This is a genomic window from Thermosediminibacter oceani DSM 16646 (assembly GCF_000144645.1).
GTDB classification, from domain to species: Bacteria; Bacillota; Thermosediminibacteria; order Thermosediminibacterales; family Thermosediminibacteraceae; genus Thermosediminibacter; species Thermosediminibacter oceani.
In genome coordinates this window covers 553,573-565,572 of record NC_014377.1, presented here as the reverse complement: position 1 = coordinate 565,572, position 12,000 = coordinate 553,573, and the positions used below count along the sequence as shown (strand labels likewise).

General features: G+C 46.9%; 12 protein-coding genes. 7 read left to right on the top strand and 5 right to left on the bottom strand.

Annotated features, from left to right (window positions below; translation table 11 throughout):
- Positions 1 to 16 precede the first annotated feature (16 nt).
- The 5 genes from TOCE_RS02780 to TOCE_RS02760 form a co-directional block, all read right to left on the bottom strand.
- The gene (locus tag TOCE_RS02780) at positions 17 to 1,684 is read right to left on the bottom strand and encodes a propanediol/glycerol family dehydratase large subunit (protein ID WP_013275371.1); all 1,668 of its coding nucleotides are present in this window, start codon (positions 1,682 to 1,684) and stop codon (positions 17 to 19) included.
- Positions 1,685 to 1,708: 24 nt separating this feature from the next.
- Positions 1,709 to 2,488 carry a propanediol utilization microcompartment protein PduB gene (gene pduB, locus TOCE_RS02775; protein ID WP_013275370.1) on the bottom strand — a complete coding sequence of 260 codons (780 nt, stop codon included), beginning with the start codon at positions 2,486 to 2,488 and terminating at the stop codon, positions 1,709 to 1,711.
- A gap of 32 nt (positions 2,489 to 2,520) precedes the next feature.
- Positions 2,521 to 2,799, bottom strand: coding sequence for an ethanolamine utilization microcompartment protein EutM (eutM, locus tag TOCE_RS02770; protein ID WP_013275369.1), 279 nt, complete (start codon positions 2,797 to 2,799; stop codon positions 2,521 to 2,523).
- Between the two features lie 202 nt (positions 2,800 to 3,001).
- Entirely contained in the window at positions 3,002 to 4,600 is a 1,599-nt protein-coding gene (locus TOCE_RS02765) for a response regulator transcription factor (RefSeq protein ID WP_013275368.1), read from the bottom strand.
- Positions 4,590 to 5,825, bottom strand: a complete 1,236-nt coding sequence (locus TOCE_RS02760; protein WP_425358472.1) for a sensor histidine kinase — start codon at positions 5,823 to 5,825, stop codon at positions 4,590 to 4,592. Before TOCE_RS02760 ends, TOCE_RS02765 begins: the two co-directional genes overlap by 11 nt.
- Positions 5,826 to 6,011: 186 nt before the next feature.
- Here TOCE_RS02760 and TOCE_RS02755 point away from each other — a divergent pair, with 186 nt between their 5' ends.
- The 7 genes from TOCE_RS02755 (at position 6,012) to TOCE_RS02725 (ending at position 11,982) form a co-directional block, all read left to right on the top strand.
- Positions 6,012 to 7,274: a stalk domain-containing protein gene (locus TOCE_RS02755; protein ID WP_041424030.1), complete on the top strand. Its 1,263-nt coding sequence runs from the start codon at positions 6,012 to 6,014 to the stop codon at positions 7,272 to 7,274.
- Between the two features lie 153 nt (positions 7,275 to 7,427).
- Positions 7,428 to 7,751 (top strand): HEPN domain-containing protein, encoded by a 324-nt coding sequence (locus TOCE_RS12865; protein ID WP_425358476.1) that lies wholly within the window; start codon positions 7,428 to 7,430, stop codon positions 7,749 to 7,751.
- Positions 7,727 to 8,056 carry a nucleotidyltransferase domain-containing protein gene (locus tag TOCE_RS02745; RefSeq protein ID WP_013275364.1) on the top strand — a complete coding sequence of 110 codons (330 nt, stop codon included), beginning with the start codon at positions 7,727 to 7,729 and terminating at the stop codon, positions 8,054 to 8,056. The genes TOCE_RS12865 and TOCE_RS02745 overlap by 25 nt, the downstream gene beginning before the upstream one ends.
- Before the next feature lie 137 nt (positions 8,057 to 8,193).
- Complete coding sequence (locus TOCE_RS02740; RefSeq protein ID WP_013275363.1) at positions 8,194 to 10,161, top strand: BglG family transcription antiterminator; 1,968 nt, start codon at positions 8,194 to 8,196, stop codon at positions 10,159 to 10,161.
- Positions 10,151 to 10,621, top strand: a complete 471-nt coding sequence (locus TOCE_RS02735) for a PTS sugar transporter subunit IIA (RefSeq protein ID WP_041423839.1) — start codon at positions 10,151 to 10,153, stop codon at positions 10,619 to 10,621. The genes TOCE_RS02740 and TOCE_RS02735 overlap by 11 nt, the downstream gene beginning before the upstream one ends.
- Positions 10,618 to 10,929, top strand: a complete 312-nt coding sequence (locus TOCE_RS02730) for a PTS fructose transporter subunit IIB (protein WP_041423838.1) — start codon at positions 10,618 to 10,620, stop codon at positions 10,927 to 10,929. The genes TOCE_RS02735 and TOCE_RS02730 overlap by 4 nt, the downstream gene beginning before the upstream one ends.
- 21 nt (positions 10,930 to 10,950) lie before the next feature.
- On the top strand, positions 10,951 to 11,982 hold the full coding sequence (locus TOCE_RS02725; RefSeq protein ID WP_041423837.1) for a PTS fructose transporter subunit IIC: 1,032 nt from the start codon (positions 10,951 to 10,953) through the stop codon (positions 11,980 to 11,982).
- The last annotated feature ends 18 nt before the right edge of the window (positions 11,983 to 12,000 follow it).

Here is a 12,000-nt window from a genome sequence, read left to right as displayed (position 1 = left end):
CTTTCCCAGTCCGGTATTATTTGTTGAAGTCTTCCGGTCTTAACGCCTGCGGGATATTCTTTATTTCTTCCCATCTTTCCGCAGACAGCCTGTAGCCCGTGCCGGGACCCATATAGTCATTGGGGTTATTCACGGCAGAATCGATGTTGAAGTCTTCGTCGAGGACCGCGGAAGTATGCAAATAGTCGCCGGCAACCCTCTGTTTCAGCATGTTAAATATGTTTTGTGCCACGTCCGTAAAACCGCTTTCTGCAAGGGCTTTTACGATGTCAAGGCCGTGTATTCCCCTGTTCATAATTTCCGTTGCAGCCTTTAAATCTTCGTTTACGTCCCTCAAAGGCATATCCTTGGAGCCGTGGGCATACGTCGCGGCTTCCACTTCCTCGTCGGTTATGGGCGGCAGCCCCAGCTTCTTAAACACAGCCTGTAAAGCCCTGGCCGCTTTATTCCTCACCGCTATGACTTCCTCTTCGGTGACCGGCCTCAGGCCGCCATCCACCATCAAATCCCTTTGGAGGGCAAGATAGTCGTCCACGTCCTCAATATCAAAATTGGAACCCGCAAACATATTGTCGTAGTTGGGAACGGCGCTGTAGCCGGAGAAAATGAGGTCCGTACCCGGCAGCATCAGGAGCAGGGTCCTGGCCGTACGCCTTATGTCGGAGTGGGAGAAGGTCTGATCGCTGCCCGAAGCCACCTCCAGATCGAGCATGGTCGTTATCAGGTTTTCGCCTGCCACTATCCTTATGCCGGAAGGCACGGCTCCCGGGACACCTATACAGCTTATAGAGCCGTTTTGCAGTCCCTGCACTCCTGCGCCCTTCGCGATCATAGCACAGCGGGTTTCCAGATAAAGCATCGATTTCCCTTCGGCGTAACCCATCTGAACTTCGGACCCCGTGCCCGACGTAAACCTCATCTTCAAACCCCTTGAGGCGTAGGCGGAAGCGAGAAAAGCCTTGGACCATGGCGTGTCGTCCCCGTCCACAAAAACCTGTTCCGTGCCGTAGACGGAGATGGTCTCGGCGTAGGACGTAAATCCCCTCATGCCGATGGTGAGCTCGAAGGCTTCCTCCAGTGCGCACTGGGTCAGCACGCCTCCCCGCCCGGTCTGAGAGCCGATGAGAAGAGCCAGCGCGTTGAAAGGCGCATACCTGGTGATACCCACGGTGGTCTCTTCTTCGTCAAAACCCCTCAGCGCCGCTTCTGCGGCGTCGGCTGCTATCAATACAGGGTTGTCCCTCAGGTTTGTCACATGGCACTGGTTGCCCGGCCTTTTCCTGGCCCGCATCTTTTGAATTGCCATCATAATTTCTACAACGTTGAGCATTTTAACAACTTCAACGATCTTGGCGGGCGTGAGGCCGCTGGCTATCTTTACCACTTGTTCCCTGGGGACATTTATATCCACCAGCATTCTGGCTATTTCCAGGCTATCCATTTTCATGGCCTTTTCGGCCATTTCGACATCTATGGCGTAGTCCGCTATGAACTGTTCTATCATATCGAAATCTTCTCTTTTTTTGCCGTCCATCTCGACGATTTTACCGTTTTCAATTTTAATGCCGGGCTTGGGATCGTTGGGGCTGTCTACAGCTACTAGCCCAACTTCCGGCCATTCAGCGACAAAACCGTCTTTGTTTACCGGTCTTTCGGCCAGTACCTGGAAGCGTTTTGACTTCATCCTCGGTTTCCCCCCTTTCCCGGATTAGATGTACGGCGTGCTCAAGGGCTTGGGCTCTTCGCCCAACGTGGCCAGCAGTTTTTTGCCGATTTCGCGGGCGGCTATCAAAGCCTGCCTTACAGCCCCAGAATCGCCGGAGATAAATAGAATGGCCTCATTGGTAAAACTGGTGCCCTTGGCCGGGCTGGCGTACCCGACTATATCAACTTCCGCTGCCTTTACGGCTGTGTCGCAGCACACCACGCCGATGGCCGCCGGCGCTCCGACTATGAGCCCGAAGGCCTTGCCCAGTGGGGCTCCGAAGGCCTTTTCAACGGCATAACTCGCCCTGGCGGTATATTGAAATTCCAGGTGCCCTGCGTCATTGGCGTAAACGTCACCGAAGGTCCTGGGCAATTCCTTTAAAGCCACTTCCACAGCTCTCCGCGCGTCGGACACCTCTTCGGCGCCGAAAATTATGAGCGAACCGTGCCCGGCACCGCCTTTTGTGTCCCTGGCCAGTTCAACAGCAACTATTTCGGTATTCGTGGCCTTTACAGCTTCATCGGCGGCCATTATTTGCGGCCCCGCCCCGGTCCTGCTTCCCAAAATGCCTATTGAGCGGAACCTCTTATCTAACCCCGTTTTCTCCAGCAACTTGGAATCAATGTTTGCAATAACAAGGCCTATGGTGTCGCCTATAGCCGTGCCCACAAATTCCGTGACTCCCGGATTCGTTATAGCGGGACATGCCGGCTTTTTCTCTTCCGCATCCACCTTACCGATTATCTCTTTGACCAGCTTTTTTATAGTCAATTCATCCACTTTATGCCACCTCCTTATGCGGCACTATTTTATTACTCTGATTTCGGCAGGATTTTTTCCACATCGCTGTGAGGCCGCGGAATGACATGGACCGAGACGACCTCTCCTACTTTTCTGGCCGCAGCCGCACCTGCATCGGTAGCCGCCTTGGTCGCACCCACATCGCCCCGGACCATCACCGTCACCAGACCGGAACCTATCTTTTCATACCCAACGAGCTTGACGTTTGCAGCCTTCACCATTGCGTCCGCCGCCTCTATAGCGGGGATCAATCCTTTGGTCTCTACCATGCCCAGCGCTTCTCCGTTCATTGAAATAAACACCTCCGAAATTAAAATTTTTTTATAAGATATTCTTCTGCAGTCCCCTCCTCATACCTCTGGATTAAGTCGACCTGAGGACTGCATTTTCTTGAACCGCGATATTTCTCTTTGAAAATTAGTGCAAAAAAATCAATGAAATGAGTCATATTTTTTCAGAGGAATTTGAGTAAAATAAAAACGAACAGCCCTGCTAAGCGAGGGACTGTTCGTTTTGCGTTATGCCTAAACTTACTCTATATTCTGTGGGACTTACCCCAACTGCCTTTTTAAACACTTTGCTGAAATAATTCGGGTCATGATAGCCGACTTTTCTTGCCACATCGGCTACCGTGAGTGCGGGATTTGACAGGTATTTCCTGGCAGCCTCGACTCTAACCCGCGTGAGGTATTCCGCATAGGTGCACCCCACTTCTTTCTTAAACAAGCGGCTGAAATATTCCGAATTCAGGTAAACCATCTTCGTTATATCCTTCAGCTTCAAATCCTTATCATAGTTTTCATTGATATACTTGACCACCGCATTGACAATGCCGTTTCTCTCTTTGAACCTTTTGTTCAGCACAAAAAGGTCGCTCAAGTAATTCCTGCAGCATTCGGTAAGCGCATACAGGGATTGGGCCTTCGACAATTTTTTCAGGTAATTGAAATAAAGGTGAGAACTGTTGTTGTCGACCCACCCCAGCTTCCTCACACTCCTCCAGATGAGCAGCATTATCTCGGCGATCCGGGTCTGACAGAAAAGCAGCGAACCCCTGCTCTTTATGACCAGATTATTTATTATTTCTTCGAATAATCTCAAAGCCTCCTGGTAATTGGCCATCGTAACATAATCCAGCAACCGGCTTTCCATTTCATCGTCGGCTTTTTCCGAAGACTTCATTAACTCATCCATTTCCTGTTTATTAACCACTTTTCCTCCGAAGAAGAACCTCCCCAGGCGGGCGTTGGCTTTTGTCTCCTCATAAATGGTCTTGTTTATGATATCCGAAGCTTCGCCTATGCTAATGGTGACGCAAAAGTCCGTATTCTCTTCGACCTTTTTTTGTATAGCGGAAGCCAGCACCTGAGGATCGATGTTATCCTTTTGTATGCCGATGACGAGGCTCTCCCCCAAATTCAGTAAAAACACATCGTTCAGATCGCCGATCAGTTCCTCCGCAATTTTAAATACTTTATACCTTTCATATACCGCACCGGTGTTCAATTCATCGATATTGGGCTCTACTATCAAAAGGGCATTGGGGAGGGAAGTGATATCCAGCAATTGGGCCTGCTTTAGCAATATATCCCTTTCCTCGTCTTTCTCCGCCTCTCCCATGATGAGACTTGCGAGGATGCCGCCTTTTATCATCTTTTCCGCTTTTTTAATGGCCTTCTTCAGCTCTTCCTCCTGCTTCCTGCTCATCATTTCTCTTTCAAATAGATTCAATAGTTTATTTAAGACGGCTATAAATTCCTCGGGCCTTATAGGTTTCAGTAAATAGTCTATGCTCCCCAGCCTCAGCGCCTCTTTGGCAAATTCGAAATCATCGTAGGCCGTCGTTATTATCACCTTCATCTGAGGCAGGATATCCTTTATCTCCGCGGTGGCCGTCAGCCCGTCCTTCCCCGGCATTTTTATATCCATAAAGATCACATCGGGTTTTAATTCCCTCGCCTTTTCCACCGCTTCGTAGCCGTTTCTAGCTTCACCCACCGTAAGAAAGGGGAGCCCCGACTTTTGAATTATCAGGGAAATCACTTCTCTTTCCAGCGCTTCATCGTCGCATACCAGAACCTTATAACTCATGACCAATCCCCCTGTTGACGACTTTCGGGATTTTCAACGTTACCTTTGTCCCGACTCCAACTTTGCTCTCTATCTTTAAGCCGTAATTATCGCCAAAATACTTTTTTATCCGCAAATCTACATTATGAATACCCAGTCCTGTGGTATGGCCTTCCAGCGCAATTTTCGGTTTATTGATGTTATTCAACACTTCCTCCTGAATGCCCACGCCATCATCTATAATGTCGATAAATACGCACGTATCCTTCTCATATCCGACTACCCTCACCTGACCCCCCTCCTTCTTCTTTTCCAACCCGTGCACTATTGCGTTTTCCACGAGGGGCTGCAGGCTCAACACCGGAATAAGGTACTTTTCCAGCTCTTTTGGAAACTCGATCTCGGCTCTGATATGGTCTTTATACCTGAACTGCTGAATATAAAGGTAATACCCTATACACGAGATTTCTTCTTTTAATGGTACCAGTTGGTCCAAATTTTTCAGCGAATACCGTAAAAGATTCGCCAGGGAATAGATTATCTCCGCGGTCTTTTCGGCGTTCTCAAGGTAAGCCAGCCTTGCCGCCGTATTTAAAGTGTTAAAGAGAAAATGGGGGTTTACCTGGGACTGAAGGGCCTTTAATTCCAGCGTTTTAATGGCGTTTTCGTATTCCGAACGCCTTTTTGTCTCTTCCAGGAGCCGCTTTTGATAAAGAGAATTCACTCCGAGCTCGATGATGTAGTTTGAAATTATGTGGAGCATCTCTCCGGTGGTATAAATATGTTTTTTCGGAACCGTCTCTATCTCGAGAAAGGCCTTGACATAAAGGTCGGGGTCCAGGCCGAAATCGAGAGCCCTCTTCCGCGCCCTTTCTATTTTTTCTTCGTCGGGCGGCCTTAAAAACACCTGGCCGCACAGTATATATCCCAGGCAGTGGCCCTCCACGACCAGGGGTGCCGCAAGATCCACAATCTCGCAATAGCACAAGGATGTGGCCGGTCCCCCTTTTTTTAAAGACAGCCGGCCGAGTTTTGCGTCGGAGAAATAGCAGTATTTTCTCCCTTTTTCGGTGCTTCTTACCAGATTACAGTGCTTCGTAAAATTGCTCGGTTCTGTGATATTCACACCGCTCCTGTCGGCAATAATTGCAGCAAGGCCGGTGGCTTCCGAAAATTTTTTCAGTATTTCTTCGAGTTTTTCCTTGTCGATAACGTCCTTCAGCATGTATCTGGTCAAGGTGGACACCCTCTTTTTTACTTGTTTTATAAATTTTAAATTTAGATACTTAATTCTATAATATTTTTAAAATTCCTGCCGAGTTTTTCATGGACTTGTATTCAGCTGCTCACTTTGATAGAATTTTTATGAATTCACAGACAGGACGTAACCTAGAAAAAAGAACATATTGGGGGGCTTAAATTGCAAAAACTAATGCGCCTGCTTTTTCTAACCCTTTTACTGTTTGAAACCCTGACCGGAAGCATCAGCACACCGGCTTTAGCCCAGGAAAAAGGCATCTCGGTCCTGATCGATGGGCTGCCGGTATATTTTGACGTTTCTCCGATTATCAAAGATGGGCGCACCCTGGTCCCCTTCCGCGCCATATCCGAAGCTCTAAACGTTCCGGTGGTCTGGAACCAAAAAACAAAGACGATTACCGCCAGCGATGGCCATATAAACCTTCGCCTTCGTATAGGCGATAAGACAGCCTACCGGAACAACACACCCGTTAAACTGGACGTTCCGCCGCTGATTGTAAACGGAAGGACGCTAATACCCCTTCGCTTTTTCAGCGAAGCCTTCGGATGTAAAGTAGAATGGGATGCTGCCGCATCCACGGTAAAAATTACTTCCGGTCCTAAAGAAATGACGGTTATCGGGTTTTACGCCCTAGGCGACAGCAAAACCAGCAGCTGGACCAACCTTTTTGGCAAACCCTATCCGGAACACTCAGCCGGAAATACGGGTGCGATAAACGAGCTGGCTCTCGGCTGGTACAGCCTGGACAAAAACGGGAACCTTCTTACTATGAGCACCACGGGATGGCAAAGGCCTCCCGGCTGGGAAAACGTGCTGCAAGCCGCATCGCTTTATAACCTGCGAACGGAAATGGTAATCCACGCCACCGATAGCGGTGGGGACATAACTGGCCTTTTTTCTTCAAAAGAGGCCATGGAAAAGCTGGCAGCAGCCATCGCCGAGGAGTCAAAACTTTATTCAGGGGTCAACCTGGATTTGGAAGGCCTGGGCCTCAATGAAAGCCAGGAGGTCCTTTTGCAGACCCGACAAAACTTTACCTACTTTGTCCGGATACTTTCCGAAAGGCTTGATCCCTCGAAAACCCTTACCCTGACCCTGCACGCTCCAAACAGCGCCTATAAAGGGTATGATTACAGAGCCCTGGGTGAGATCGCGGACCGTATCATAATAATGGCGTACGACTACGGAACCTCTCCGGAGCCGGTGAATCTGGTACTTCAGGCAGTAGAGAAAGCTAAAGCCGAAGTTCCACCCGGCAAATTAATACTCGGTATTTCCATACCCAACGAGACTGCACAAAGCATGATCGCAAAAATAGGTATTGCAAAGCGACACCGGTTGGCGGGTATCGCTCTCTGGAGGCTGGGACTGATTTCGAAGGATGAATGGGAATTACTTAGAAATACAGTGGTACCCGTTGCTTTTCTTAGATGACTTAGTAACTTAAGATTTAACTCGCCAATAAGTTTTTTACGATTTTATGATATAATAAGAATGGATTATAATTAATAGGGGTTGTTTTTATTGCGCCAGGAAGTCTTAGATTGGGTAGAAAGTTCCGAATACGACTTTGAAACCGCAAAAGCTATGTTTAAAGCCGGAAGATACAATTATTGCATCTTTATGTGCCATCAGGCGGTTGAAAAACTTTTAAAGGCGCTCATAATTTTTTTACATAAGGAGTTCCCGCCGAAAACTCATAACTTGATTACTTTGCTGGAAATGATCGATCAAAACCCCGAGAAAGAAATGCAAACTATAATATTAAAGTTAAACCCGCATTATATGGTTTCAAGATCCCCGGATGCCGCCGGAGGACCCAGTCATAAAATGTATAACGATCAAATCGCTCGGGAGTTTTTAAAAGAAACCGAGAGGGTATTGCAATGGTTAAGACAAAAGATGAAATAATGAAGATTGTAAGAGACTATATATGCAATCTCGGAAAGTATATTAAAATAAACAAAGTCATCTTATTTGGATCGTATGCAAGAGATGAAGCGCTAAAATCCAGCGATGTCAACCTAGCAATAGTCTCTGAAGACTTCGGAAAAATGAGCTTCTTTGAACGGCTGGAATTACTCTATAAGTGCTGGAATTACGACATTGGCGCAGATCTATTGGGATACACACCTGAAGAATTTGAGGAATTGGCAAATAAAATAAGTTTTGTATCGGAAATAATAAAGACGGGAATTGAAATCACGCCAGCTTAAAAGACATCCTACCGCGGAAAGTCCGCGCTGCAGGATGTCTTTTTTGTTTACTATTTCCGCATCCGATGAGGAAAATAGATAAATTTTAATATACTAAATTATGCATTATAATCAAAGTCGAAAGAGGTGAAACAAATTTGGATCTTGATGCGCGCAAGAAGAAGATCATAGAAGAACTCTTGATATCAAAGGGACCGGTCACCGGAGAGTACCTTGCAGGAGTACTTGGTGTATCCTCGAGGACCATAAGAAGCGATATAAAGATCATTAATGAACAATTAAAAGAAAGTGGTATAAAGATCATTTCTTCGCCGGGAGTCGGATATTCCCTCGAATATGACGACGAGGAAAAACTCTCCGGAATATTGAGAGAGATAATGAAGGAAAGCCAGGGGTATATAGTGCCCACCCTTCCCGAAGACAGGGTAAGGTACATCAGGGGGAAACTGCTTGCCGCCGATGGCTTTATTACGCTGGAGTCTCTCGCGGATGAACTGTATGTGAGCAAGTCAACAGTTGAAAAAGATATGGAAAAAGTGGAGGAATGGTTTTCAAGCCATAATATCAAGATTTTCAAAAAGCCGAATTACGGCATGAAGCTCCAGGGAAGCGAAATGGATTTGCGCTTTGCCATGTCCGACCACCTGAGGAGTTTAAAGGATGAAAAGGTCTTTGCGGTCGATTTGCCGGACATCGGCGATATTGTAAAGGATGTGGATATTGAGGTAATAAAGGATGTCATAGATGAGGTACTGGAAAGGATCCCGTTCAAGCTATCCGATGTAGCCTACACCAATCTAATAATTCACATCGCAATTGCTGTAAAGAGGATAAGGGAATCCAAGAGTATCGAGCTCCCACCCGGAGAAATAACTAATCTCAAGGACAAGATGGAATACTCTGTTGCCGCCGACATGGTTAAAAGCCTTGAAAGCAAATTTAACATATCCATACCCGAGGCTGAGATAGGTTATATAACAATGCACCTTATGGGCACCAAGGTCCTTGAGGATGGCTCGCTATCCAAAGAAAAAATAAAAAAGGCCGTAGGTGAGGAAATCTACCGGGTTGCAACCAGAATGATTGAAGAGGTAAAAAGGGTATACGGGATTGATTTCACCGCGGACGACGAGCTTATATACGGCCTGGCCCTGCACCTTAAACCTACCATCACAAGAATAAAATACGGGATGAATCTTAAAAATCCCCTTCTAAAGGAGATAAAGGAAGAGTATCCGCAGGCCTTCGAGCTGGCTGTGGTAGCTTCCAGGGTGCTGGAAGATGTCTATAAAATAAAGGTCGATGAAAACGAGATGGGCTATATCGCCGTATATTTCGGTGCAGCCATAGAGAGAGGAAATTACAGGGAAAGTAACCAGATAAAAAGGGTAGCGGTGGTATGCGCTTCGGGAATGGGAACGGCGCAGTTACTTGCCACAAGGATAAGGAAAACATTTCCGAATATAACCATTACGGGGGTATACCCTGCCTTTAAAAGTTCGGAGATTATAAAGCAAAGACCGGACTTTATACTGAGCACCGTACCTTTAGAAAATATGGATATACCCGTAATAGAAATCAGCCCGCTGCTAAATAAAAATGACCTGAGAAGGCTGAAAGCAGTTATCTTGTCCGAAGATGAAGATGTCGACAGAAGCATACTTTTAAAGTTCATGAAAGAGGACCTGTTTTTCAAAGGCATAAGTGCAAGCGATTGCTTTGAGGTTATTGATAAGATGAGTGACAGCCTTTATCAAAAGGGGTATGTCACCAAAGGGTTTAAAGAGTCTGCCAAGCAAAGAGAAAAAATATCTTCTACCGGCATTGGAAACCTTGTAGCTATCCCCCATGCCATGCTGGGACATGCTATAGGTTCACATATAGCTGTAGGAATTTTGGAAAAGCCGATAAAATGGGGGAGCAGCCAGGCCCAGCTCATCTTTATGATAGCGCTGGAAAAATTGAGCGACCGGGAATTCCAGCATATATTCGAAGCGTTATATGACGTCGTGGATGACCCATCTTTGGTTGCAAAGCTGATTAAAGCAAGGGATTTTAACGAGTTTGCCAGGATACTCAAAGGGAGAGGTAGATATGATAATTAAAGACATACTAAAAAGAGAACTTATTGAGCTTAATATGGGGGCAAAGACAAAAGAAGAAGTTATAAACGAAATGGCCGACATGCTGTTTAAGAGCGGTGCCATAACATCAAAAGAGGCCTTCGTAAAGGACGTGTTTGAAAGGGAACGAATAGGTACAACCGGTGTCGGGATGGGGATAGCCATACCTCACGGCAGGTCCGGCAGCGTAATAAATACCTCAGTAGCCATAGCAAAGCTAAAAGAGCCGGTAGACTGGGACTCTCTGGATGGCAAACCGGTAAGCCTGGTATTTTTGCTGGCAGTGCCCAAAGACGGGGGTGAAAATATACATTTAAAACTGCTGTCCGGCATAGCCTCGATGCTGATGGAAGAGGATTTCAGAGAAAAGCTCTTTAAGGCCAGTGATAAAGAAGAAGTACTCAATATAATGGGTTTCGTAAAGGAGGATGATTTAAAATGAAAATTGTTGCTGTTACTGCATGTCCTTCAGGTGTGGCGCACACCTATATGGCGGCTACGGCTCTGAAAAAAGCGGCTAAAGCCAACGGAGCCCAGATCAAGATAGAGACCCAGGGCGCCCTGGGCATAGAAAATGAAATAACCGAAAAAGAGGCAAGAGAAGCAGACGCCGTAATTTTGGCTATAGAGACGGCCATAGCCAAGCCCGAAAGGTTTAAAAACAAACCGGTAATACAGGTGCCGGTATCGGAAGCCATAAAAGATGCGGATGCCATTATTAAAAAAGCCATGAGTTTAATAAGCAAATAATAAAATGAGGAGGTCAAAGATATGAACAACAAAATATGGGAAAATGCAAGAAGGCATCTTATGACCGGGGTTTCCTACATGATCCCCTTCGTGGTTTCGGGTGGTCTCTTGCTCACCATAGGAATACTCATAGGTGGTGGCAAGGTAATCCCGGGTATGTCCAAGACACTGGTGGACTTGGGAGTTACCGCCTTTCAAATGATGGTTCCTATCATGGCGGGATACATGGCGTATTCGATGGCGGACAGGCCTGGTATCGCTCCGGGTATTGTAGGCGGCCTCATAGCCAATAAGATCGGTGCAGGCTTCTTAGGCGGTATCGTAGCAGGTTTTATTGCAGGATGGGTTGTAAATCAACTGAAAAGGATTCCATTGCATCCGTATATTGCACCTTTAAAGCCCATAATAATTATCCCGTTTTTCGGTGTGGGTATAGTTGCAGGCCTCATGCTAATTATAGGTCAGCCGATTAGTGCACTATCGAAGACTCTGGAGGCATGGCTGAATTCCATGACCGGCGCCAATGCGGCCCTGCTAGGCTTCATAATAGCTGCTATGATGGCGTTTGACATGGGAGGCCCGGTTAACAAGATAGCATTCGCATTTTCCGCAGGCATGCTCAGCCAGGGGGTCTATGCCCCGATGGCAGCATGCTGGGTTGGGATAATGGCACCGCCCATGGGCCTGGCTCTGGCAACCTACCTTGCTCCCAAAAAGTTTACCGAAGTCGAAAGGAAAAACGCCATACCGGCGGCCATAATGGGAGCTACGGGTATTACGGAAGGAGCTATACCTTATGCTGCAGCCGACCCCTTGAGGGTAATCCCATCCCTGGTGATCGGCTCCGGCTTCGGCGGTGCGGTGGCACTGCTGCTGGGCGCTCAGGCACCGGTGCCGAGCGGCGGGGTATTCGTGATACCTTTCTTCATAAAACCTTTGATGTTCGTAATTGGATTCGCCGCTGCTATAATAGTAACTGCACTTATAACCGTAGCATTAAAGAAAGAGGTCACTGAAGAAGAAAATAATTTTGAAGGATTGAATTTAGAATAAAAACATGCAAAAAGGGCT

Coding starts and splice junctions, on each gene's coding strand:
- TOCE_RS02780 (WP_013275371.1), bottom strand. CDS start 1,684: ATGAAGTCAAAACGCTTCCAGGTACTGGCCGAAAGACCGGTAAACAAA.
- eutM (WP_013275369.1), bottom strand. CDS start 2,799: ATGAACGGAGAAGCGCTGGGCATGGTAGAGACCAAAGGATTGATCCCC.
- TOCE_RS02765 (WP_013275368.1), bottom strand. CDS start 4,600: ATGAGTTATAAGGTTCTGGTATGCGACGATGAAGCGCTGGAAAGAGAA.
- TOCE_RS02755 (WP_041424030.1), top strand. CDS start 6,012: ATGCGCCTGCTTTTTCTAACCCTTTTACTGTTTGAAACCCTGACCGGA.
- TOCE_RS12865 (WP_425358476.1), top strand. CDS start 7,428: ATGTTTAAAGCCGGAAGATACAATTATTGCATCTTTATGTGCCATCAG.
- TOCE_RS02745 (WP_013275364.1), top strand. CDS start 7,727: ATGGTTAAGACAAAAGATGAAATAATGAAGATTGTAAGAGACTATATA.
- TOCE_RS02735 (WP_041423839.1), top strand. CDS start 10,151: ATGATAATTAAAGACATACTAAAAAGAGAACTTATTGAGCTTAATATG.
- TOCE_RS02730 (WP_041423838.1), top strand. CDS start 10,618: ATGAAAATTGTTGCTGTTACTGCATGTCCTTCAGGTGTGGCGCACACC.
- TOCE_RS02725 (WP_041423837.1), top strand. CDS start 10,951: ATGAACAACAAAATATGGGAAAATGCAAGAAGGCATCTTATGACCGGG.